We start from the raw sequence: 23998 nt of genomic DNA, 5'->3' as shown, positions 1-23998 counted from the left end.
GCCAGGGTGAGGGGTCTTAATAACCCATATTTTTCTTCTTCTCTAACTCTTCTTTTGCCGTGTCCGGCAGGTAGAGCGTCGATTTGGTGACGGTGACTTTCTCAGGCATCGTGCCGTCTTTTTTGAATTTCTCCAGCGCGTCGAACGCCGGGCCAGCCATGTTTGGCGTCAGCTCCACGCTGGCGTTGGCTTCGCCGTCGATCATCGCTTTATAGATATCCGGTACGCCGTCGATAGATCCGGTGAGGATATCTTTGCCCGGCTTCAGGCCCGCCTCTTTGATGGCCTGGATAGCGCCAATCACCATGTCGTCGTTATGGGCGTAAACCATGCAGATGTTCTTGCCGTTGTTTTCCGCTTTGATAAAGCTTTCCATGACCTCTTTACCCTTGCTGCGGGTGAAGTCGCCGGACTGCGAACGGATAATCTTGATGTTTGGGGATTTCGCGATGGCTTCAGCGAACCCTTTTTTACGGTCAATCGCCACGCTCGCGCCAACGGTGCCTTGCAGCTCAACGACGTTACACGGCTTGCCGTCCACCTGCTTCACCAGCCACTCGCCGATCAGCTGGCCTTCCAGCACGTTGTTGGCGGTAACGGTGGTCATATAGAGAGATTTGTCTTTTACATCGATGGAACGATCGAGCAGGAAGACTGGAATTTCAGCATCTTTGGCCTCTTTCAGTACCGGCTCCCAGCCCGTGGCAACCACCGGGGCAATGAAGATCGCATCCACGCCCTGCGCGATGAAGGATCGCACCGCTTTGATCTGGTTTTCCTGCTTCTGCTGACCATCGGCGATTTTCAGCGTGATGCCGCGTTTCTGGGCCTCGCTTTTCGCAACGTTGGTCTCAGCCGCGCGCCAGCCGGATTCAGAGCCGACCTGCGAAAATCCTACGGTTAAAGGTGCGGCCATCGCCATAGACGACATGGCTGCCGAAACTGCTGTGACAAGAAGTAAGCGCTTCCACATATGAACGTCCTCGTAGGGTGTTTATTGTTGGTTAAAAGATGTTCTGCGGGAAAACTATAGACAATGCGAGATGTAACGGATTGCGTTACATCACACTTCGGAAAAGTGAATGAAACGTTAATCACAAGTTTGTAATCGCTTTCATTTCAGCATTTAAAATGCGGCTGAGTTTATGGATTTTCCTGTCATCAGAAGGGACTGAAAATGGTCATCGAGGGCGGGAGAGAGCGAAAACAAGCGAAGACATTCAGCGCCAGTTGGCTATAATACTCGCCACTTGTTTACCATACATTTTAAAGGATACAGACATGAGCTTACTCAACGTCCCTGCGGGTAAAGAACTGCCAGAAGACATCTACGTTGTTATCGAAATCCCGGCTAACGCAGATCCTATCAAATACGAAGTGGACAAAGAGAGCGGCGCACTGTTCGTTGACCGTTTCATGTCTACCGCCATGTTCTACCCATGCAACTACGGCTACATCAACCACACCCTGTCTCTGGACGGTGACCCGGTTGACGTGCTGGTCCCAACCCCGTACCCGCTGGAGCCAGGCTCAGTGATCCGCTGCCGTCCGGTTGGCGTACTGAAAATGACCGACGAATCCGGTGAAGATGCGAAACTGGTTGCGGTACCGCACACCAAGCTGAGCAAAGAGTACGATCACATTAAAGATGTGAACGACCTGCCAGAACTGCTGAAAGCACAGATCACTCACTTCTTCGAGCACTACAAAGACCTCGAAAAAGGCAAATGGGTTAAAGTTGACGGCTGGGACAACGCAGAAGCTGCAAAAGCAGAAATCATCGCGTCGTTCGAGCGTGCTGCTAAGAAGTAATTCTTACTGCTGAATACGAAGCCCCGCGAGTCGGGGCTTTTTTGTGTGCATTACCCGGCCAGCCGCGCCTCACTGAACAATCGTCTGGAGCCGTAGCAGCACGTCTTCGACGGTTTCATCCGAAGCCACGCCAATACGCTTCGCCTGCCGCGCCCCCAAATCCATCATCCGGATCTGGTTGATAAGGATCACGCCCTGAGCATCCCCTTCTTCACAAGCAAGCGGTACGCTAAATCCGGCGTAGCGGGCATAATTTCCCCCTTGCGTAATGGGTGCCACCAGCGTCATTCCCAGCTTATTAAACGCGCTGACGGAAAGCACCAGTGCGGGCCTGCTTATTCCCCTTTGTTCATGACCGCTGACGGGATCAAAGCCGACCAGTACGATATCGCCCCGTTCAAAACAGGGGCGCTTTACCATACTTCATCACCTGCTGGCCCGGTTTTACCCCACACCTCCTGTTCACCCGTTTCAGGCGCTGAGAGATCGCACTGAGCCAACAGCTCATCAAGGGAATACTGTTTACTCACCGGAGTGAGCACTAACTGATTATTGACCACCTGAGCCTCCATACTTTGACCCGGTTTTAAACCGAGATCTTTCATCACCACGCCGGGAATGACCATACCTGCACTGTTTCCCCATTTCTTAATGGTTATACGCATCGTCGCCTCCAAAAGTTATACATAGTATAACCCGTTGAGGCGTGAGTGATGTTCTACGCGACAAAAAGTGTGAATACCAGCAGGGCGTAAAGACAAATGAGCAAAGCGGAAAGGGGCTCGAAAGAACTGTTAACGCGGGGATAATTTACAGACAAACCTGCGAAGCAGCGCGCAAAAAACAACGCCACCTTTCGGTGGCGTTGTTTTTTATCAGTACTGGTCTCGATCCAGCCAGTTACCGCTTTCAATCAGCGTTAACCCCTCGACCGGACGTTGGTACACATACATCCATGCACTTCCGTACGGCGTCTGGATCAACCGGCGAGCGTATTCACCGCCCCTGGTGCGCAAGGCATCAAGTTCGGCGAGCGTGGCGTTATCAATTCGATAAACTTCCCCCTGTACCGTTCCGTTCCCCGGAACCGCGCCTGGATAGTGGCCCAGACTGTACAACTGGTAGTTTTCGATATTGTAATTTCCCAGCAACTGGGCGTTGGTCATCCAGTGGCTGTTGCCTTGCTTGGTTCGTAAACTGCCGTAAACAAATATTCGCATTGCTAAAACTCAAACTGATAGAGCAGATCAAGTGCCTGGTCTACGCCGGACACTGCTTCCAGATATAGCTTGGGCATCAGGCGATAGCGTAACGTGAGTGTTGCGAGTGAGTCAAAGATCCCCACCCCATATTTCACCTGTAGACCCGGCAGTACATAGCCGCTGACCACCACCTGCGAAGAGTCACCAACGCCCTGGGTATCCAGCGCAAGATTGCTTACGCCAAAGGTCTCGCCGATTTTACCCACAACCTGACCACTTTGTGCAACCCCCAGACCCACTAACATCGACGTCATCGCTGCGCCATCACCCTGTTGGCTGTCCAGGCCTTGCCCACGCAGGAGGTAAGAGAGCGCTTCCTGCTGCGACATCGCCGGGTCAGAGAAGATCTCCGCCTTCGGTTCGTCAGCGCTGCCGGTGACGCGTACGCCGGCAATCACATCGTTTTCCGTGGCATCAGGGTTACGAATCGCTTCGATATTCAATAGCGGCTGATCCGGTGGACCCGAGAACAGCAGCTCACCTTTACGCACAATCAGATCCTGACCGTAGGCGTGGAAGCGCCCCTCAGGAATATTGATCTGCCCGTTCAGGCCCAGCCCCTGTTTATCCTGCGCGACTTTAAGATCGCCCGTCAGCCTCGCCTTCAGCCCAAACGCATCCAACCGCACGTTATTCCCCACGTGCACGATGAGATTACTATTAATCGGTATGCCAGCGCTCTTCTCTTCGACAGGTTTCAGATTTTCATTGAGCATAACTTCATCACTGGACACGCCCACCGCGCTTTCCGGCACCTCGTGAACCACGATGCGCGCCCACGGCACGTCCACGCTGCCGTCCAGGGTAAACAGGCTCGGCGTGGCTTCAAACACCACATCAGGGGAGACATCCAGACGCACCATCGGCGGCACGGTAACACGCACCTTGCTGCCCTTCGCGGCGATGCGCGCGCGCCAGTTATCAATCTGGCTCCAGTCGGCGTCGCCGCTCAGGTTGATTTGCCCCTGCTGGGTGCGCACGATCCCGGCAAGGGTCGAGCTCATGCCGTTAAAGTTCATCGTCAGCTGGCTCGGCAGCATGTCGAACGGCATCACGTTCGCGTCGAAATCCACGCCGTTGAGCTGCATCTGCCCGAACAGCTGCGGGCTTTGCGCATTCCCCGCCAGACGCAGGTTCGCGTTCAGCATCCCCGCCGCCTTTTCGCCGCGCGCGAAAATCGGGTTCACCATCGCCACGTTGAGGTTGCGGATAGACACGTTGCCGCCCAGATTACGCTGTCCCTGCGGATCGGTAATCTGCACCTTGCCGTCAAACTGGCCGTTATTGGCCAGGCGGATAAGCCAGTTCAGCTCGGCGCGGTTGTTATGCAGATCGGCGTTCAGGTTCAGCGTGTCGAAGGCCACCGCCAGCGGCGCGTCGTTGACCTCCTGCGTCACCTTCACGTTGCGCCCGGAGAGGGTCACGCTACCCTGCGGCAGCCCCTCTTTGGTGGTGTCCCAGGCGACGTCCGCTTTTCCGCTGAACACGCCGCTGGCCTGCGTGGTGTCCGGCATGAAGGGTTTGAGCATCGCCAGATCGAAGCGGTTGAGGTTGACCTGCGCGCGCCCTTCGGCACCGGCATCAATAGTCTGCGGCACGCACAGCTCGGCGTTCGGGTTGGTCCAGCAGTGTGGCCCGATGCTGATTTTCTGCTCGGCGTTGCGGTAATCCAGCGCGATAGAACGCGACAGCACCAGCGGCCCGACCGGCGTACTGAAACGGGTGTTATCCAGCGTTCCTTTCCAGCGCTCCTCTTTACGGTCAAAGCTGCCCGTCAGATGCAGCTGCCCGGAAACCGGCTCGCCCTGCACGTTCAGCTGAAGGTCGTGCTGCTTCTCGTTGCCTTTCGCGGCGAGCGTCACCAGATTGATGTTCACGTCCGGCTGGGAAATGCGCTCGACGCGCAGGTTCAGGTTGCCGCCAATCTGGTCGGTGGATTTCACATCCCCTTCCACCCGCACGCGGGCAATCGACAGCGCCTGCCAGCGCAGCCCGTTGGCGGTGATATCCGCCAGCAGCTGCGGCGCGTCTACCGTTCCGCGCACCTTCACCAGCCCTTTCGCCGTGCCGCCGAGACCCGGCAGCGCGTTATCCAGATTCGGCGCGTCGATGGTGGCGTCCAGGTTTAAATCTTTCACGCCCAGCTCGCCTTTGATATCGGCGGTGTTACGCCCCAGCGCCACGTGCAGGCCGGGGATAATCCATTGCAGATAGCTGTTGCCCTTCAGCGAGCCCTCTACGTTGACCTTGTTTTGCTTCACGTTGCCGGTGATTTTCAGCTCCGGCACCTCCATCTGCCAGCTTCCGCCGTACAGGCTGCCGCGCGTTTTGATCAGGCCATCGAGTTTTGACGGCCAGTCCGGCACCTCTTTGGCGGTGTTGATGCCCGTGAGCTTCAGCTCGCCGCGCCAGCTGATCGCCTGCTGCCAGTCGAGCAGCGCGGTCAGCTCCGTTTTGCCCTCCAGCGCCGCGACGGTCAGCTTGTCGAGATTCACCTGCTGCTCGTTGCCCTTCGCATCCAGCGTGATGTTTGCAGGCGGCACGCCCTGCCCCTTCACGGCGGTGCGGAACGAGAGGGTGTAGTCGGTCATTTTGCCGCTGAGCTTGAGCTTAAGATCGTCGGCCTGGAACTGTTTTTCCCCGGTGAACGGCCAGTAAAGCTGCTGGCTGACCAGCTCCAGATTGAGCGGTAGTCCCGCCTCGGCGAGCTGCGTTTGCCCGCGCAGCACCATATCGACCGGACCGGAGAGGTTAACGCCAAACTCCAGCTTATCGCGCAGCGCGCCGCCGATTTTCAGCTTCACCTTCTCGCCCTTGAGCGGGTCGATATTCAGCGCGCTGTTGAGGGTAATATCCACCGGCCAGTTGTCGCGAAGCAGCGCGTTCCCGGTGGCGTTAACGGAGCCCTGGTTAGTGTCGATATCCAGCGCGTCGAGCTTCATGGTGCCGTCGATGCTGCTCACCTTCAGCAGCATATTGAAGACGGTCAGGTCGGTGTCGCCCGTCAGACGCAGCTGCTCGCCTTTGAACTCTTCGATATTAAGGTTGAGCGGCAGATGGACGTCGGTCATCTCCGGCAGCACCGGTTTTGAGAAGAGATCTTTCAGCGTTTCGCCGAGCGGTTTTTCTTCCGGCTGCGGATTCTGGATCTTCGGCTCGACAATCTCTTCCTGCGCCACGTCGGCCACTTTCGGCAGCGCAATCAGCAGCCCTTGCAGGGAGGTTGGCGTCAGGGTGAGGTTTTTCTCCTGCCAGCGCAGGCCGGAGGTGAAATCCATCACCGACACGGTGGTGTCGTCGATTTTGATATTGACGTTGTCCAGCGCCACCCGATAGAGCGCAATCGGGTACGGCGTGGAGAGATCGAGCGGGCCGTCATCCGTTTCTTCAACCGGCTCGGATTTCGGCATTTTCTTTGAATCTATCGCCACGTTAACGTCTTTTAGCGACAGATCGTTAACGCACAGCCTGCTGTCGCGCAGACAACCGAGCTTCACCGCCAGATGAAATTCCCCCGCGTTAACCGCCACGCCGGGCTGTTCATAGCGGATGTTTTTCAGACGCAGATCGCGCCAGCCGCCCGTCACCTGGCCGATTTCCAGCCCCGGCACCCAGCGGTTGGCCGCGTTAAACAGCAGATGCAGGCCGGAGGTCGTGCCCACCAGATACGCCACCGTACCGAGCAGCAGCACGATGAAAATCAGCACCCCGAGGCTTATCTTCTTCCATAAACTCATAATTCAGGCCCCAGACCGATGTAAAACTGTAAACCGTGTTCGTCTTTGTCGCCCACCGGCACCGCGAAGTCGAGCTTGATAGGCCCGACCGGAGACTGCCAGCGCACGCCAACGCCCGCGCCGGTTTTGAAATCGCTGGTGCGGATATCGTTCACCGCTTCACCGCCGTCCACAAACATCGCACCCCACCACTTGCCGCTGACGTTGTACTGATACTCCAGCGAGCCGGTCGCCAGCTTGGACGCACCGGTCAGCTGGCCTTTGCTGTTTTCAGGCGAGATGGATTTGTATTTATAGCCGCGAATACTGCGGTCGCCCCCGGCGAAGAAGCGCAGGTCGGGCGGGACTCTTTCAAAATCGCCGGTTTCAATCCAGCCAAGATTACCGCGCATCACGAAGCGGTGTTTGTCGTAGAGCGTGCGGATCCAGACGTTTTGCGCCTGGAAGACCGAGAAGTCGACGTCCGATCCCCACGCGGTGTTGGAGTAGTCAATCGAGTAGCGCTGCGAGTCGCCCCACACCGGCATCAGGCCGCCGCGCGAGCGGGTACGGCTGATCATCACCCCCGGATAGAGCAGCATGGTGGTGTTGGTGACGTTAGCCTGGGTAAAGTGGTCAAGACTCCAGCGCAGGTTAATGGCGCGCTGCCAGCCGCTCGACAGATCCCAGTAGCGGGACACGGCGAGCGTGGTGGAATCCTGCTCGGTATCGTTCAGATCGGTACGCTTAAAGCCGCCCTGCACCAGGTAATACTGCTCCAGCGGGTTTTTCAGCAGCGGCATTTTGTAGCTGAAGTCCAGCTGCTGCTCAGGGGCAGAGATACTGGCGCTGGTGGTCAGGCTGTGGCCGTAGGAGTTCATCCACGGCTTTTTCCAGGTCGCCTTGACGCGCGGCCCGACGTCCGTGGAGTAGCCCACGCCGGTTTCGATGGTGTTCTCGGTGCGCGGCGAGACCACGCCGTGCAGCGGAAGCACTTTGGTTTTGCGGGATTTTTCGAACTCAGGCGCCACCACCACCGAGTTAAACCAGCCGGTCGCCGACAGGCGGCGGTTCAGCTCCGCCAGGTCGCTCGACTGGTAGTAATCGCCCTTTTTAAACGGCACCAGGTTTTGCAAATACTCGTCGCGGATTTGCGAGCCTTCAAAGGTGACGTCGCCGAAGCGATAGCGCTCGCCGCTGTCGTAGTCGATATCCCAGAAGGCCTGATGGCGTTCCAGGGAGACGCCGAGCTGGCTTTTCGTAAACTGGCTGTCGAAATAGCCCTTACGCAGCGAAACGGAGGTCAGGCTCTTTTTGAAATGGTCGTAATCGCCGTGATTGAGCACCGTGCCGATTTTCGGCCGGGTGCTGAGCAGATCGAGATAGTCGCGATCGGTACGCGCGCCGCCGCGCAGCACCACGTCCGTGCCGCCAATCAGTACCGGTTCGCCCGGCGAAACGCGGGCAATGAGCACCTGACGCCCTTTAGCCGGAGGCGGGCGCAGGTCAAAATCAATGGTGGGTTCGTAATAGCCTAAGGCTTTTAACCCTTCGCGGATTGCATCATCCACGCGCGCGCGAAAGCGCCGGTCCGGCGTCACTTCGTCGCTCTCGATCGTAGAAAGCTGCGCACGTACGTTTTTTTCCAGCGCCCCGGATAACCCCTCAACCTGCAAACGGACATTCGCCGCGCTGGCAACCCCGCTTGTCAGCAATAAACTGACCAAACATAACTGGCGGATCTTTGGCACGTTTTCTCCTGAATATCCTTGTTTCCACCCTGGAAGCAAAATGAAGTGCCGCTCCGCGACGCTACACGGCTTTACAGCCCAAAACCCAATTCACGGGTTGAAAAAGGGTGTATACCCTAAATAATTCGAGTTGCAGGAAGGCGGCAAGTGAGCGAATCCCCAGGAGCTTACTCCAGTAAGTGACTGGGGTGAGCAAATGCAGCCAACGCACATGCAACTTGAAGTATGACGGGTAAAACGCCCAAATATTTCTTATGATTAAATCTAGTCTCATTCAGCGTATTTATTGTGTTCAATTAAACGCGCCATGACAACCTTAACCGCAACATCGCTGCCCGGGAGGCCACACCGTGAGTTTATTCGACAAAAAGCATCTTGTTTCACAGGCAGATGCATTACCGGGTCGGAACACCCCAATGCCCGTAGCGACTTTACACGCCGTAAACAATCATTCCATGACCAACGTTCCGGACGGCATGGAGATCGCACTTTTTGCGATGGGCTGCTTCTGGGGCGTTGAACGCCTGTTCTGGCAGCTGCCCGGCGTATACAGCACCGCCGCGGGCTATACCGGCGGCTACACGCCTAACCCTACCTACCGCGAAGTTTGCTCCGGCCAGACCGGACACGCCGAGGCGGTTCGCGTGGTCTACGATCCTGCCGTCATCAGCTACGAACAGCTGTTGCAGGTGTTCTGGGAAAACCACGACCCGGCGCAGGGTATGCGTCAGGGCAATGACCACGGCACCCAGTACCGCTCGGCTATCTATCCGCTGACCCCGGAACAGGACGCCGCCGCTCGCGCCAGCCTGACCCGTTTCCAGGACGCCATGCGCGCAGCGGGTGACGATCGCCCGGTGACGACGGAAATCGCCAACGCGATGCCGTTCTATTATGCCGAAGATGACCACCAGCAGTATCTGCATAAAAATCCGTATGGCTACTGCGGAATCGGCGGCATTGGCGTATGCCTGCCTCCTCAGCTCGCCTGATCACTGGTTTAGCGCCACGCGAGCCGCGTGGCGCGTTGCGTTACTGACCGACCCAAAATCCATCACCTTTCCCTGCAACAGCAGGTTATACACCGGTGCCTGCGGCCTGTTGAGGCGCGTTTGCAGCAGGTGAACGGCCTCTATCCCCAGCTCGCGACACGGCACCGTGGTGCCCGTGACCGGCGTTTCCAGCCCGTTTTGCAAATTCCAGGCTAAATCCGTGGTGATGAGCGAGATATCCTCCGGCACCCGCAGCCCGTGCTTGCGCAGCGCGTTCATCACCCCTTCCGTCATGCTGGTGCTGTTGGGGAAAATCACCTCCGGCCACTGGGATCGGTCGTGTTCTGCCAGCCACGCCGTCAGCGCCCGCTCGGCCTCGTCTGCGGTAAACCATTCGGTCACCAGCAAATCCCGTTGCAGGTCATACGGCACGTGAAAATGGCGGTAGGCCTCTTTGATGCCGTCCAGCCGCGCGTAGAGCGTTTCGCGACGCAGGCAGGTTAAGGTCAGCACCCGACGATGGCCCTGCTCAAAGAGATAACGCATGGTGGCAAAACCGATGGCGCGATGGTCGGGCGACACCGAATCCAGCACGTTGTCCCGGTCGACGGAATTAATCAGAACGCAGGGCTTGTTGAGGGTGCTGGCGAGCTTAAAAATGGTGGCGTCATCCGTGCCGATAATGATTATCGCGTTGATATCCTTATGGCTAGCCTTTTCCAGAAACAGTTTTACGTCCGCGTGCTGCTCTTCTAATCCGCTGTAAGTGACCCACACGTTATGCGGCGCGCTGGCCTCGGCGATGCCCCGGGTGACCTCCAGGTAAAAAATATCGCCCCGCCCCTGAAAGGTGCGCTCGGGTGCAAACACCGCAATGCCGTTAATCAGCAGCCGCCCGCTCGCCATTGACGCCAGCACCCCGAGCTGTCGCGCCGTGCTGACGATCGCCTCCCGGGCCGCGTCGCTGGTATAGGATTTGCCGCTTAACACCCTGGAAACCGTGCTGACGGAGTAGCCTGTCAGGGACGCAATTTCCTGCATTTTTAACCTGCCTGGCATAGTGTGACCTCGCTCTCATTCGGTTTTTGCAATTATTTGCAGAAACAGCCTGTTGATTTTAAAACCAAATTTCAAACGCGTAAGTGTCTACTTATGGACGCTGCGATTATTCTCACAAAAACACATTGCCGCCGCGGTGCGCCTTTCCTATTTTCCGGTCAACACGCTTTTCGACTGACATTAAGGTGCGACATGGAAAAGGTACGGTTTGGCATTATTGGTATCGGCAATATCGGCACGGTTCACGCCCGCTACCTGCTGGCGGGCACCGTCAAAGAGGCCTGCCTGACGGCGGTGTGCGATAACGCCGTAGAAAAGCATTCGGCTATCCGCGAGCTGGTGGGCAGCGCAGTACCGCTCTTTAGCGACGCGCAGGAGATGATCCGGAGCGGCCTGATCGACGCCGTGATTGTCGCGACGCCGCACTATGACCACCCGCGTCTGTCGATGATGGCGATGCGCCACGGCATCCATACCCTGTGCGAAAAACCGGCGGGGGTGTTTACCGCGCAGGTGCAGGAGATGAACGACTGCGCCCGCGACTGCGACGTGGTGTTCGGCATCATGTATAACCAGCGCCCCAACCCGCTGTATCAGAAGGTGAAAGCGCTGATCGACAGCGGCGAGCTGGGCGAGATCCGCCGCTCCAACTGGATAATCACCAACTGGTATCGCTCGCAAAGCTACTACAACTCCGGCGGCTGGCGCGCCACCTGGAAAGGGGAAGGCGGCGGCGTGCTGCTCAATCAGGATCCGCACCAGCTCGATCTCTGGCAGTGGCTGGTGGGTATGCCCATCCGGCTGCGCGCCTTCTGCCAGTTCGGCAAGCATCGCGACATCGAAGTGGAAGACGAGGTGACCGCCTACGCGGAGTACGCCAACGGCGCCACGGGCGTGTTTATCACCACGGTGGCGGAAACGCCGGGGACCAACCGTCTGGAGATCGCAGGCGATCGTGGCAAGGTGGTGGTCGAAGAGGGCACGCTGCGCTACTGGCGGCTGAGCGAATCCGAAACCGATTTCAACGCCCGCTGGCAGAACGGTTTTGGCGAGCCGGAATGCACCGAAATCACCCTGCCCGTCGAGCCCGAGTGCAGCGAGCACTACGTCATTACCGCCAACTTCTGCGCCGCCGTTCTGCGCGGTGAACCGCTGATTGCCCCCGGCCTGGAAGGCATCCGCGGGCTGACGCTCTCCAACGCCATGCACCTGTCCACCTGGACCGACGACTGGGTGACGTTCCCCATCGATGAAAAGCAGTATCTGCGCCTGCTTCAGCAGCGCATTAACCATTCTGTCGAAAAAGAGGCGGCCAGCGTCACGCTGGACGCGACGGGTAGCTGGTAACCGAGGAAAAACATCATGTTAAAAGTCGCCATCGTGGGAACCGGGAACATCTCGCATAACCATATTCAGGGCTATTTGCAGTTTGGCCAGCGCTGCCGGATCGTGGCGCTGGTGGATATCTACCCGGAGAAAGCGCACGAGAAAAAGACGCGCTACGGCCTGACGGAGGCCCGGGTGTATGAGAGCCACCGGCAGATGCTGGCGCAGGAGCCGGACGTTGATATCGTCGATGTCTGCACCCCGCCGTACGTTCACGCCGAAATCAGCATTGATGCGCTTCACGCGGGCTGCCACGTGCTGTGCGAAAAGCCGATGGCCGCCTCGCTGGAAGAGTGCGACGCGATGATCGCCGCGCAGAAGGCCAGCGGCAAAACGCTCGCCGTTATCGCGCAAAACCGCTTTACCGACGCCTTCTGGCGGCTGAAGGCGGCGCTCGATTCCGGGCTGGCGGGCAAGATTTGCCACGCCCAGGTGGACTCGTTCTGGTGGCGCGGCCACAGCTATTACGATCTGTGGTGGCGCGGCACCTGGGAAAAAGAGGGCGGCGGCTGCACCCTTAACCATGCGGTACACCATATCGACGCTATCCAGTGGATGCTGGGCTTCCCGTCCGAGGTGGTGGCGATGATGACCAACGTGGCCCACGACAACGCCGAAGTGGAAGATCTGAGCGCCGCGATATTCAAATACCCCGGCGGCGCACTCACCCAGCTGACCGCCTCGGTCGTCCATCACGGGGAAGATCAGAAGATCGTCATTCAGGGCGAAAAAGCGCGTATCTCCGCGCCCTGGCAGGCCTTTGCCAGCGTGAGCGCCGACAACGGCTTTCCGCAGGAGGTGAACGATCTCCAGCGTGAAGCGCAGCTCAACGCCGTTTTCCAGGACACGCCGAAGCTCAAATGGACGCTGCATACCGGGCAGATCGACAACCTGCTCGACGCCATTGAGCGCAACGCGCCGCCGCTGGTGGACGGCGAGCAGGGCAAGCGCTCGCTGGAGCTGATTACCGCCATTTATAAGTCTTCTATTACCCGCGCCGTGGTGTCCCTGCCCATCGAGCGTGACGATCCTTTTTACCGTACCGGCGGGACCAACGCCCTCGCCCCCCGTTTTTATGAGAAATCCGCAAGCGTCGCCAACTTCAGCGAAGTGGGCGCCATCCCTTTGGGTAAAGATCTGGACCGAGGAATCTGACCATGAATAAGAATGACGGAATGAACTACGCGCCCGTGGGCAAACCGCAGCCGGTGGTGCAGGAAGGGGAATTTGTCTTTGCCGCCGCCGCCCTCGACCACGGCCATATTTACGGCATGTGCAACGGGCTTATCGAAGCGGGCGCGACCCTTAAGTGGGTTTACGACCCCGATCCCGCCAAGGTGGATAAATTCATCCAGCAGTACCCGCAGGCGCAGGCGGCAGATTCGCTGGAAACGATCCTCAACGATCGCGAGGTGCGGCTGGTGGCGGGGGCGGCGATCCCGTCCGAGCGCTGTGCGCTGGGGCTAAAAGCGATGGCCGCAGGCAAGGACTACTTCACCGATAAGGCCCCGCTCACCACCCTTGAGCAGCTGGAAGACGCCAGAGCGATGGTGGAAAAAACCGGTAAAAAATACGCGGTCTATTACAGCGAGCGCCTGCACGTGGAAAGCGCGGTCTTTGCAGGGCAGCTGGTGCAGCAGGGGGCGATTGGTCAGGTGGTGCAAACGCTGGGAACCGGCCCGCACCGTGAGGGCCAGGGGCGACCGGACTGGTTTTACGACCGGCGCTACTTCGGCGGCATTCTGTGCGATATCGGCAGCCACCAGATTGAACAGTTCCTCTTTTACACCGGCAATCATGACGCCTCAATCATGGCCGCCCGGACGCGCAACGTCAGCCATCCGCAGTATCCCGCGTTTGAGGATTTCGGCGATGCGATGCTTAAGGGCGAAAACGGCGCCAGCGGCTATTTCCGCTGCGACTGGTTTACGCCGGACGGCCTCTCCACCTGGGGCGACGGCCGCCTGACGCTGCTGGGCACCGACGGCTATATCGAGATCCGCAAATATGTCGATATCACCCGCGGCGAGCAGGACGTGGTTTATCTGGTCAACAAAGAGGGCGAGTTCCGCTACCCGGTGGCGGGCCAGGTGGGCTTCCCCTACTTCGGCGAGCTGATCCTCGACTGTCTGCACCGCACTGAAAACGCCATGACGCAGGCGCACGCCTTTAAGGCCGCCGAGCTGTGCGTGAAGGCGCAGATGCTGGCGAACGCGGCGGAATAACGGGAGGCGCGGATGAAGGTACTGAACTCGGCCATTATCGGCGGCGGCGCGATCCACGGCTGCCACGTTAACGCCTTATGCCATCTTCCTGACGTCACGCTGCGGGCGCTGGTGGACATTGACAGCGTAAAGGGGCTGAAGCTGGCGATGGATTACCAGTGCCGCTTTTACCAGGACTACCGGGAGATGCTGCGCGATCCGCTGATCGACGTGGTCCACATCTGCACGCCGCATTTTGAACATAAAGAGATGATCCTGGCGGCCCTCGCCGCCGGAAAGCACGTGTTCTGCGAAAAGCCGGTGGCGATGAACGGCAGAGAAATCGCCGATATCATCCAGGCGGCCGACCGCGCGCCGGGCCTGCTCGGGGTCTGTTACCAGAACCGGCTCAACCCCACCAGCCAGTACATCCAGAAGATGCTGGCGGGCGGCTCGCTCGGCAGGATGCTCAGTATCAAAGCGGTGCTCACCTGGTCGCGCTCGGGCAGCTACTACACGGAAAGCCCGTGGCGCGGACGTCTGGCAACGGAGGGCGGAAGCCTGCTGATCAACCAGGCGATCCACACCCTGGATTTGATGCAGTGGTTTGCGGGCGGCGTCACCCGGCTGAAAGGGGTGGTGGAGAGCGGCGAGCTGGCGGACGTGACCGAGGGCGAAGACAGCGCGATGGCCACGCTGCATTTTGCCAACGGCGCGCGCGGCCTGTTTTATGCCAGCAACTGCAACACCACCGACTCCCCGCTGCTGCTGGAGATCCACTGCGAGCACGGCACGCTCCAGCTGACGGACAACACCCTCTGGCGCATCGGCCAGGGCGAGCGGACAAAGCTCATCAGCGATGCCGCCCCCGACGGCTCGGCAAAAAGCTACTGGGGACTTGGGCATCAGCAGGCCATCCGCCGTTTTTATCACGGCATTACTCAGCCGGAAAAGACGGACTACACCGATATCCGTTCCGCCGGAAAATCACTCACCCTCGTGGAGGCTATTTATCGATCGTCCCAGATAAGACAATGGATTGAGATCGCTCATTAGAAGGTCATAGGTATTCCAGCAGTTAATAAAAAACGACCCGTTAAGGGTTAATAGCTACCCTACACCTGGAAGAAAATATTATGGTCAAACCAACTGAACGTAGGGTTGGTTATGGCGTGGCGCTTGGCTACGGCATAACCGATCTGTTTGGCGGTGGCGCGTTCGCGATTATCGGCACCTGGCTTTTATTTTTTTACACCACCTATTGCGGGCTAACCGTGCTGGAAGCCGGTTCTATTTTCGCGGTGGCGCGTATTATTGACGCGTTATTAAGCCCGATTATGGGCTATATCACCGACAATTTTGGTGATACCTGGCTCGGGCGTAAATTTGGACGCCGCCGTTTCTTTTTATTAATTAGCTCGCCGCTCATGTTCCTCTACGCTCTGCTGTGGCTCACCGATATGGGCTACTGGTATTACCTGGGCACCTATCTTTCCATTGAACTGCTCTCGGCCATGGTGCTGGTGCCGTGGGAAACGCTGGCGGCAGAGATGACCAACCGCTACGAGGAGCGCAGCCGCCTGTCGGGCGTGCGTATGATCTGCTCCCAGCTGGGCGGGTTTCTGGCGGTGTCGGTGCCCGGCGTGATCATGCAGTTCACCGGCAAAGACAATCCCTTTACCTACACCCTGACCGGGCTGCTGTTCTCCTGCATTTTTTGCATCGCCGTGTTTATCACCTGGCGCTGCACCTGGGAGGCCAAAGACGTTCATCAAACCTCCGACTTTAAGGTGGACACCCAGCGCAGCGGCGGGCTCCTGAACCACATGAAGTATCTGGTGCTGGATCTGTTCTCCTCGTTCCGCATTCGGGCGTTCCGCCTGCACATTATTATTTATATCTTCTCGTTTACGGCGATGGACGTTTTCGGCTCGGTCTTTACCTATTACGTGGTCTATTGCCTGAGCCAGGATGCCGCCGCCGTGTCCGGCTGGCTGAGTATCGCGGCCTTTGCCTCGGTGCCGGGCACCTACGGGTTTATGCTGCTGTTAAACCGCCTGAACTTCACCCCGTCCGCCGCGCTTCGCCTCGCTTACGGCTGTATTTTCTGCGTGCTGGCGTTCCTGTTCACCGTCTACATCACCCGGACGCAGGTTCCGGCGATCCTGTTCTCGGCGGTCTTTATTCTGCTCGGCGCGGCGCGCTCTGGCCTTTATTACATCCCGTGGAACATCTACAGCTTTATTCCCGATATCGATGAAATCGTTACCCAGCAGCGCCGGGAGGGGATTTTTGCCGGGGTGATGGTGCTGACGCGTAAAAGCACGGTGGCAATCGCCATTATGATCATCGGCGTAGTGCTTCAGGAGTCGGGCTTTATTAAGGGCAGCGGCGCGCAGCCTGAAAACGCCCTGCACGCCATTATCGGCCTGATGGTGTTCGCCACCGCCGCGCTGCTGGCCGTGAGCTTCTTCACCACCTACAAGTTCAAACTCACCCGCGAAACCCACAAGCTGCTGCTGAAAGAAATCGCCCGCCGCAAGCTCGGCGGGGATTACCGGGACTGTGATGAAAAGACCCGCGTGGTGATCAAACAGCTGACGGGCTATCGCTACGACCAGGTCTGGGGTGGCGATGCGACGCGGCGCACGGTGGGTGAGATAAGCCTGTCAGAAGCGAAATAAGGAGCAGTTATGTATCAACAATGGACACCCGCACAGGCAAAGAGTTGGGCGCTCAAGCAGCCCTGGGGCTGCGGATTTAACTACCTGCCCCGCACGGCGGTGAACTGGCTGGAGATGTGGCAGGCGGAAACCTTCGACATCACCACTATTTCGCAGGAGCTGAAATGGGCGCACGAGTACGGCTACAACACCCTGCGCACCAACCTGCCCTTTACGGTGTGGGAGCACGACCGCGACGGCCTCATCGCGCGCATTGACCGGTTCCTGTCGATTGCCAGCAGCAACGGGCTGAAGGTGATGCTTACCCTGCTGGACGACTGCGCGTTTTCCGGCGATGAGCCTTTTATCGGCCAGCAAAAGCCCCCGGTGCCGGGGGTGCATAACAGCCAGGGCGCGGGAAGCCCCGGTCGCGCCGTGGTGCTTTCGCCCGAGCGCTGGCCGCAGATTGAGGCCTACGTGAAAGATATCGTCGGCTATTTTCGCTACGACCCGCGCATTCAGATTTGGGACTTGTACAACGAGCCGGGCAACAGCGGCGTGTTTGTCGGTGAACCGAAGGGGATGGAGTACGACACCCGGCTGGGATTTTACGCCCTGTCGCTGATGGTGCAGGTCTTTAAGTGGGCGCGCTCGGTTCACCCCTCGCAGCCGTTAACGGTCGCGGCCTGGCATATTCCCGACCGCAGCGATTGCCGGGAAGCCTTTAGCCACCCCATCGACGTGGCGGCGTTACATCTTTCCGACGTGACCAGCTATCACGCCTACGTTGATGCGCCGGGCCAGCGGCTGATTTTATCGCGTCTGGCGGAGTTTAATCGCCCCATCGTCTGTAGCGAATGGCTGGCGAGGCACATCGGCTCTGACATGGCGAATACCCTGCCGCTGTTTAAGGACGGGCAGGTCTCGTGCTACCACTGGGGGCTGGTGCAGGGCAAAACCCAGACCTGGCTGCCCTGGCCGGACATCGCACTGCACCGGGAAGACGTCGCGCAGTGGTTCCATGACGTGCTAACCCCGGACGGGCTGCCCTACTGCGAAGAGGAGATGGCGCTGGTGCAAAACCTGAGCGCGCGATAGCCTTTTCAGGCCGGGCGATGCCCGATTGCCCGGCCACTTTATAAGCAAAAACCACTCAAAATGTGACCTCTGGCAGATTTACATCTCTTTACGCTATACTACCGCTGAAATTATCAGCTCAACGCTACGAGCTGACGTTCAATGTGTTTTCACACAAATGTAATTAACTTCCCTTCCGAGGATCTGGCGAGAAGCCGGATAAACTATGTTAAACAGTATTTTAGTAATACTTTGTCTTATTGCCGTCAGTGCATTTTTCTCCATCTCGGAGATTTCGCTGGCAGCCTCCCGAAAAATCAAACTTAAGCTGCTTGCCGATGAGGGCAATATCAACGCGTCCCGCGTGCTGAAAATGCAGGAAAACCCGGGGATGTTCTTCACCGTCGTGCAGATCGGCCTGAACGCGGTCGCCATTCTGGGCGGTATCGTGGGCGACGCGGCCTTTTCTCCGGCATTCCATAGTCTCTTTATTCAGTACGTGTCCGCCGAGCTTGCCGAACAGCTGAGCTTTATCCTCTCCTTCTCGCTGGTGACCGGGATGTTCATTCTGATCGCCGACCTGACCCCGAAACGCATCGGTATGATTGCGCCAGAAGCCGTGGCTTTGCGTATCATCAACCCGATGCGCTTCTGTTTGTACGTCTTCCGCCCGCTGGTGTGGTTCTTCAACGGCCTGGCGAACATGATTTTCCGCGTCTTTAAGCTGCCGATGGTGCGTAAAGACGACATCACCTCCGACGATATTTATGCGGTGGTGGAAGCCGGCGCGCTGGCCGGGGTGCTGCGTAAGCAGGAGCATGAGTTAATCGAGAACGTGTTTGAACTGGAGTCGCGCACCGTGCCGTCGTCCATGACCGGCCGTGAAAGCGTCATCTGGTTCGATCTGCACGAAGACGAGCAGAGCCTGAAGAACAAAGTGGCGGAGCACCCGCACTCCAAGTTCCTGGTCTGTAACGAAGATATCGACCACATCATCGGCTATGTCGACTCGAAAGACCTGCTGAACCGCGTGCTGGCCAACCAGAGCCTGGCGCTGAACAGCGGCGTGCAGATCCGCAATACGCTGATTGTTCCCGACACCCTGACGCTCTCAGAAGCGCTGGAAAGTTTCAAAACGGCGGGGGAAGACTTCGCGGTGATCATGAACGAGTACGCGCTGGTGGTGGGTATCATCACCCTGAACGACGTGATGACCACGCTGATGGGCGACCTGGTGGGTCAGGGCATGGAAGAGCAGATTGTGCAGCGCGACGAAAACTCATGGCTGATCGACGGCGGTACGCCGATTGAAGACGTGATGCGCGTGCTGGATATCGACGAGTTCCCGCAGTCCGGCAACTACGAAACCATCGGCGGCTTTATGATGTTTATGCTGCGTAAAATCCCGAAACGCACCGATTCGGTGAAGTTCTCAGGCTTTAAGTTTGAGGTGGTGGATATTGATAACTACCGCATCGACCAGCTGCTGGTGACGCGTATCGACAATAAGCCGACCGTGCTGGTGCCGAAGCTGCCGGACGCGGAAGAGAAGGTGTCGGCGTAAAGTTTCCTACCCGCCATATACATCAACGGCTCCCACTGGGAGCCGTCTTTTTAACTACTACTGCATAGCACGCTGGTTAAGCCATCTCAGTTTGCAGACGCATAACCTGACGGTTGACTTCGGACATCACAGAATAGTGCTGTTTGTCCTTCACTTTTGGGATAAGGATTTTGCCCTTATCGAACTCAAAAGCGCCAACATCCTTGATATATAATCGTCCACGGAACAGGATCTTCACGTACTTCGCCACCTGAAGCGGGTTGTAGCGTTGGAAAATTTTCATTCTTGTATCTCCTGCGAATCACACGCTCTTGCGGCGCCACAATCGGGCCGACTGTTCTGAGCGCAAATTTTATTGCCCAGTGACTATAGACCAGAACTACGTTGTTACCCAGTGTGCATAAGTTTATTTACCGTTTGATTACAATTATTCAGAATAATCTTTGCAAACCGTGACTGAGAGCAGTATAAGCCGTCGTTTTTTCATGGATATGTGCGTTAACCCGCAAACTGGCATCGGCCTTGCGGGAAAACCCCATTGATCGCACTTATGATTAAAAGCGTATGACCAAGTGGTCGGATCACCTGCTTACAATAAGGAAACACCATGACCCTACGTAACATCCTGGCAGCAGCGACCCTGCTCCTGCCCCTGTGGGCTTGCGCGCACAACATTGAAAAAGGAAACCGTGTGCCGCCAGTCGGTATTGCAGACCGGGGAGAATTGATTCTCGACAATGATAAGTTTAGCTACAAACCCTGGAATAGCGCGCAGCTTGCGGGCAAAGTGAGAGTTGTACAACATATTGCCGGTCGTACATCGGCAAAAGAGAAAAACGCCACCCTGATTGAAGCGATCAAGACCGGCAAATTCCCCCATGACCGTTACCAGACCACCACCATTGTGAACACCGACGACGCCATTCCCGGCTCGGGAATGTTTGTCCGCTCAAGCCTTGAGAGCAACAAGAAGCTCTATCCGTGGTCGCAGTTTATCGTCGACAGCAACGGCGTGACGCGTAAGGCGTGGCAGCTGGAAGAGGAAAGCTCGGCGGTGATGGTGCTGGACAAAGACGGACGCGTGCAGTGGGTGAAAGACGGCGCGCTGACGCAGGAAGAGGTGCAGCAGGTGGTTGCCCTGCTGCACAAGCTGCTGGCTCAGTAGAGCGAAACCCTGAAGCCCGGATTTAAAAACGACTCGCGCGGGGTGTAGTCCAGCGGCTTGCCCTGCCAGTCGTGAACGTGCGCACCCGCGGCGGCGGCAACCGCATGACCGGCCGCCGTATCCCAGACGTTGGTTGGCCCAAAGCGCGGATAAAGCTGGGCCTGCCCCTCTGCCACCAGGCAGAACTTCAGCGAAGAGCCAATCGACGTCGTCTGGTGCTCTCCCAGCTGTTGCAGATACTCCTGCAACTCGTTGTCGCTGTGGGAACGGCTGATCACCACCAGCGGTGGGCGCGCGTCGCGCACCTGAATCTGCTTGCGCACGCCGCACTCCTCTTTCCAGGCTTTCCCCTCTGCCGCGCTGTACATCACCTTCAGCACCGGGGCGTAGACCACGCCGAGCACCGCTTTGCCCTTTTCAATCAGGGCGATGTTGACGGTAAATTCGCCGTTGCGCTTGATAAACTCTTTGGTGCCGTCCAGCGGATCCACCAGCCAGTAGCGCTGCCAGTGCTGGCGCTCGTCCCAGCCCTGCGGCGCCTCTTCCGAGAGCACCGGGATATCCGGCGTCAGCGCCTGTAGCCCGTTGAGGATCACGGCGTGCGCCGCGAGATCGGCCGCCGTGACCGGGGAATCATCGGCCTTGCTCACCACGTCCATGGGCTTCGCACCGTCGTAGACCTGCATAATCGCATCACCCGCGTCCCGCGCGAGCTGACAAATTTTATCTAACATTCTCCACCTCTTCGTTAATGCAGTGGGCATAACTTGTTGTTTTATTTATATCGTAATGTGAGCAAATCCGCTATCTGTGAGGCATTTCTGATTTCATGACCCGTTTTTCTGGCAGGATTCACAATTCTGTAAGCAACAAAATATACATACATATTCTTTTGTGGCTTGGATCGAAAAAAGGACTCCACTGATGATTAAGTTTAGCGCAACGCTCCTGGCGACGCTGATTGCAGCCAGCGTACAGGCGGCGACGGTTGATCTTCGCATTCTCGAAACAACCGACCTGCACAGCAACATGATGGACTTCGATTACTACAAAGATACCCCGACCGAAAAATTCGGGCTGGTACGCACCGCCACGCTGATTAACGCCGCGCGGGATGAGGTGAAAAACAGCGTGCTGGTCGATAACGGCGATTTGATTCAGGGCAGCCCGCTCGGGGATTACATGGCGGCGAAGGGGCTGAAAAAAGGCGAGATCCACCCGGTCTACAAGGCGTTGAACACCCTGGATTACACCGTTGGCAACCTGGGCAACCACGAATTTAACTACGGCCTGACCTACCTGCACGACGCGCTGGCGGGGGCGAAGTTCCCGTACGTTAACGCCAATATCATCGACGTTAATACCCAAAAGCCGCTATTTACCCCTTACCTGATTAAAGAGACCGAGGTTGTCGATCGGGACGGTAAAAAGCAGACGCTGAAAATCGGCTACATCGGCTTTGTGCCGCCGCAGATCATGACCTGGGATAAGGCCAACCTCGACGGCAAAGTGACGGTAAACGACATCACCGAGACCGCACGCAAATACGTGCCAGAGATGCGTGAGAAAGGGGCGGATCTGGTGGTGGTGGTCGCCCACTCGGGGCTTTCTGCCGACCCGTATCAGGCGATGGCGGAAAACTCGGTTTACTACCTGAGCGAAGTGAAAGGCGTGGACGCCATTCTGTTCGGTCACGCCCACGCGGTCTTCCCGGGCAAGGATTTCGCCAGCATCAAAGGGGCAGACATCGAAAAAGGGACGCTCAACGGCGTGCCGTCGGTGATGCCGGGCATGTGGGGCGATCATCTGGGCGTGGTGGATCTGGTGCTGAATAGCGACGGCGGCAGCTGGAAGGTCTCGCAGTCGAAGGCCGAAGCACGCCCGATCTACGATGCCGCGGCCAAAAAGTCCCTCGCGGGCGAAGATAAGAAGCTGGTCGACGTGCTGAAGCACGACCACGACGCCACGCGCGAGTTCGTCAGCAAGCCTATCGGCAAATCCGCCGACAACATGTACAGCTTCCTGGCGCTGGTGCAGGACGACCCGACCGTGCAGGTGGTTAACATGGCGCAAAAAGCCTACGCCGAGCACTTTATTCAGGGCGATCCGGATCTGGCAAAACTTCCGGTGCTCTCTGCCGCCGCGCCGTTCAAGGTGGGCGGCCGTAAGAACGATCCGGCAAGCTACGTTGAGGTGGAAAAAGGCCAGCTCACCTTCCGCAACGCCGCCGATTTGTACCTCTATCCGAACACCCTGGTGGTGGTCAAAGCGAGTGGAAAAGAGGTGAAAGAGTGGCTGGAGTGCTCCGCCGGGCAGTTTAACCAGATCGATCCGAACAGCAGCAAGCCGCAGTCGCTGATCAACTGGGACGGGTTCCGCACCTATAACTTCGACGTGATCGACGGCGTGGAGTATGAGATTGATGTTACCCAGCCCGCGAAATACGACGGCGAATGCCAGGCAGTTAACCCGCAGGCGGAGCGCATCAAAAACCTGACCTTCAACGGCAAGGCGATCGATCCGAACGCCACCTTCCTGGTGGTGACCAACAACTACCGCGCCTACGGCGGCAAGTTCGCCGGAACCGGCGACAGCCACATCGCCTTTGCCTCGCCGGACGAGAACCGCTCGGTGCTGGCGGCGTGGATCGGCGCGGAGTCGAAAAAAGCCGGGGAAATTCATCCGGCGGTGGATAACAACTGGCGTCTGGCGCCAATCCACAGCGCGACGAAGCTGGATATCCGCTTTGAAACCTCACCGTCCGACAAGGCGGCGGCGTTTATCAAGGATAAGGCGCAATATCCAATGAAGAAGGTCGCGACCGACGATATCGGGTTCGCGATTTATCAGGTGGATTTGAGTAAGTAAGTGCAAAACGGCAACACATTCCCTCTCCCTGTGGGAGAGGGTTAGGGTGAGGGCATCAGGCCGCACATTCCCGGCTTTTACGCCGCACGATCGCCCCGATTCGCCAGCACCTGCGGCGTATTAATCTCAATCCAGTCCGCCAGCGCGGCGACCTTCTCGCTCACCTCCACGCCCAGCGGCGTCAGGCTATACTCCACGTGCGGCGGCACCACCGGATAGGACACGCGATCGACAAACCCGTCCTGCTCCAGGGCCTGTAACGACTGGGCCAGCATCTTTTCGCTCACCCCGCCCATTTTGCGGCGCAGATCGCTAAAGCGGTGCGTTCCCTCACGCAGCGCCACCAGAATTAACACGCCCCAGCGGCTGGTGACGTGCTTTAGCACGTCGCGCGAAGGACATTGCTCGGCAAACAGGTTTCCGTCACGCAGCTGTTCGCTAAGGGTAGGAGTCGTTTTCATACTTACCTTTTTGTACGT

General features: G+C 57.7%; 21 protein-coding genes. 11 read left to right on the top strand and 10 right to left on the bottom strand.

Annotation, left to right across the window (positions count from 1 at the left end):
• Positions 1-16: 16 nt before the first annotated feature.
• On the bottom strand, positions 17-973 hold the full coding sequence (gene ytfQ, locus ACSVHP_RS02665; RefSeq protein ID WP_417315394.1) for a galactofuranose ABC transporter substrate-binding protein YtfQ: 957 nt from the start codon (positions 971-973) through the stop codon (positions 17-19).
• A 308-nt stretch (positions 974-1281) separates the two neighbouring features.
• Between ytfQ and ppa the strand changes: the two genes are divergently transcribed.
• Complete coding sequence (gene ppa, locus ACSVHP_RS02660; RefSeq protein ID WP_010427397.1) at positions 1282-1812, top strand: inorganic diphosphatase; 531 nt, start codon at positions 1282-1284, stop codon at positions 1810-1812.
• Between the two features lie 69 nt (positions 1813-1881).
• On the opposite strand, the gene ACSVHP_RS02655 is transcribed toward ppa, so the two are convergent.
• The 5 genes from ACSVHP_RS02655 to tamA form a co-directional block, all read right to left on the bottom strand.
• Positions 1882-2232 carry a type II toxin-antitoxin system ChpB family toxin gene (locus ACSVHP_RS02655; protein WP_447550896.1) on the bottom strand — a complete coding sequence of 117 codons (351 nt, stop codon included), beginning with the start codon at positions 2230-2232 and terminating at the stop codon, positions 1882-1884.
• The gene (locus ACSVHP_RS02650; protein ID WP_234674638.1) at positions 2226-2477 is read right to left on the bottom strand and encodes an AbrB/MazE/SpoVT family DNA-binding domain-containing protein; all 252 of its coding nucleotides are present in this window, start codon (positions 2475-2477) and stop codon (positions 2226-2228) included. The genes ACSVHP_RS02655 and ACSVHP_RS02650 overlap by 7 nt, the downstream gene beginning before the upstream one ends.
• A 210-nt stretch (positions 2478-2687) precedes the next feature.
• Entirely contained in the window at positions 2688-3032 is a 345-nt protein-coding gene (locus ACSVHP_RS02645) for a gamma-glutamylcyclotransferase family protein (protein WP_234674639.1), read from the bottom strand.
• 2 nt (positions 3033-3034) lie between these two features.
• A complete protein-coding gene (gene tamB / locus ACSVHP_RS02640; RefSeq protein WP_234674640.1) occupies positions 3035-6811 on the bottom strand; it encodes an autotransporter assembly complex protein TamB in 3777 nt (1258 codons plus the stop codon).
• Positions 6808-8541 (bottom strand): autotransporter assembly complex protein TamA, encoded by a 1734-nt coding sequence (gene tamA / locus ACSVHP_RS02635; RefSeq protein ID WP_234674641.1) that lies wholly within the window; start codon positions 8539-8541, stop codon positions 6808-6810. Before tamA ends, tamB begins: the two co-directional genes overlap by 4 nt.
• A 350-nt stretch (positions 8542-8891) precedes the next feature.
• Here tamA and msrA point away from each other — a divergent pair, with 350 nt between their 5' ends.
• Positions 8892-9533, top strand: coding sequence for a peptide-methionine (S)-S-oxide reductase MsrA (msrA, locus tag ACSVHP_RS02630; RefSeq protein WP_234674642.1), 642 nt, complete (start codon positions 8892-8894; stop codon positions 9531-9533).
• Here msrA and ACSVHP_RS02625 read toward each other — a convergent pair whose 3' ends face one another.
• Positions 9534-10592: a LacI family DNA-binding transcriptional regulator gene (locus ACSVHP_RS02625; RefSeq protein WP_417315397.1), complete on the bottom strand. Its 1059-nt coding sequence runs from the start codon at positions 10590-10592 to the stop codon at positions 9534-9536. It lies immediately after the preceding gene.
• A 192-nt stretch (positions 10593-10784) separates the two neighbouring features.
• Here ACSVHP_RS02625 and ACSVHP_RS02620 point away from each other — a divergent pair, with 192 nt between their 5' ends.
• The 7 genes from ACSVHP_RS02620 (at position 10785) to ACSVHP_RS02590 (ending at position 19486) form a co-directional block, all read left to right on the top strand.
• Positions 10785-11939, top strand: a complete 1155-nt coding sequence (locus tag ACSVHP_RS02620; RefSeq protein ID WP_447550895.1) for a Gfo/Idh/MocA family protein — start codon at positions 10785-10787, stop codon at positions 11937-11939.
• 15 nt (positions 11940-11954) lie between these two features.
• Entirely contained in the window at positions 11955-13133 is a 1179-nt protein-coding gene (locus ACSVHP_RS02615) for a Gfo/Idh/MocA family protein (protein ID WP_447550894.1), read from the top strand.
• A gap of 2 nt (positions 13134-13135) precedes the next feature.
• Positions 13136-14203: a Gfo/Idh/MocA family protein gene (locus tag ACSVHP_RS02610; RefSeq protein WP_417315401.1), complete on the top strand. Its 1068-nt coding sequence runs from the start codon at positions 13136-13138 to the stop codon at positions 14201-14203.
• Between the two features lie 12 nt (positions 14204-14215).
• Positions 14216-15238, top strand: a complete 1023-nt coding sequence (locus tag ACSVHP_RS02605; RefSeq protein ID WP_447550893.1) for a Gfo/Idh/MocA family protein — start codon at positions 14216-14218, stop codon at positions 15236-15238.
• An 80-nt stretch (positions 15239-15318) separates the two neighbouring features.
• On the top strand, positions 15319-16866 hold the full coding sequence (locus tag ACSVHP_RS02600) for an MFS transporter (RefSeq protein ID WP_417315404.1): 1548 nt from the start codon (positions 15319-15321) through the stop codon (positions 16864-16866).
• A 9-nt stretch (positions 16867-16875) separates the two neighbouring features.
• A complete protein-coding gene (locus ACSVHP_RS02595) occupies positions 16876-17943 on the top strand; it encodes a 1,4-beta-xylanase (RefSeq protein ID WP_447550892.1) in 1068 nt (355 codons plus the stop codon).
• A 205-nt stretch (positions 17944-18148) separates the two neighbouring features.
• The gene (locus ACSVHP_RS02590) at positions 18149-19486 is read left to right on the top strand and encodes a hemolysin family protein (protein ID WP_234676111.1); all 1338 of its coding nucleotides are present in this window, start codon (positions 18149-18151) and stop codon (positions 19484-19486) included.
• 76 nt (positions 19487-19562) lie between these two features.
• Here the strand turns inward: ACSVHP_RS02590 and ACSVHP_RS02585 are convergent, their stop codons facing one another.
• Positions 19563-19769 carry a DUF1107 domain-containing protein gene (locus ACSVHP_RS02585; protein WP_012015808.1) on the bottom strand — a complete coding sequence of 69 codons (207 nt, stop codon included), beginning with the start codon at positions 19767-19769 and terminating at the stop codon, positions 19563-19565.
• 324 nt (positions 19770-20093) lie between these two features.
• On the opposite strand from ACSVHP_RS02585, the gene ACSVHP_RS02580 reads away from it, so the two are divergent.
• Complete coding sequence (locus ACSVHP_RS02580) at positions 20094-20651, top strand: YtfJ family protein (RefSeq protein WP_447550891.1); 558 nt, start codon at positions 20094-20096, stop codon at positions 20649-20651.
• Here the strand turns inward: ACSVHP_RS02580 and cysQ are convergent.
• Positions 20645-21385, bottom strand: a complete 741-nt coding sequence (gene cysQ, locus ACSVHP_RS02575) for a 3'(2'),5'-bisphosphate nucleotidase CysQ (protein WP_234676114.1) — start codon at positions 21383-21385, stop codon at positions 20645-20647. The genes ACSVHP_RS02580 and cysQ overlap by 7 nt on opposite strands.
• Before the next feature lie 190 nt (positions 21386-21575).
• Between cysQ and ACSVHP_RS02570 the strand changes: the two genes are divergently transcribed.
• Positions 21576-23519, top strand: coding sequence for a bifunctional 2',3'-cyclic-nucleotide 2'-phosphodiesterase/3'-nucleotidase (locus tag ACSVHP_RS02570; RefSeq protein ID WP_447550890.1), 1944 nt, complete (start codon positions 21576-21578; stop codon positions 23517-23519).
• A 77-nt stretch (positions 23520-23596) separates the two neighbouring features.
• On the opposite strand, the gene ACSVHP_RS02565 is transcribed toward ACSVHP_RS02570, so the two are convergent.
• Positions 23597-23980, bottom strand: coding sequence for a winged helix-turn-helix transcriptional regulator (locus ACSVHP_RS02565; protein ID WP_234676118.1), 384 nt, complete (start codon positions 23978-23980; stop codon positions 23597-23599).
• Positions 23981-23998 lie beyond the last annotated feature (18 nt).

Source organism: Enterobacter sp. 186315, assembly GCF_053290175.1.
The sequence above is the reverse complement of the archived record's forward strand: the minus strand, read 5'-3'. Positions and strand labels throughout refer to the sequence as shown.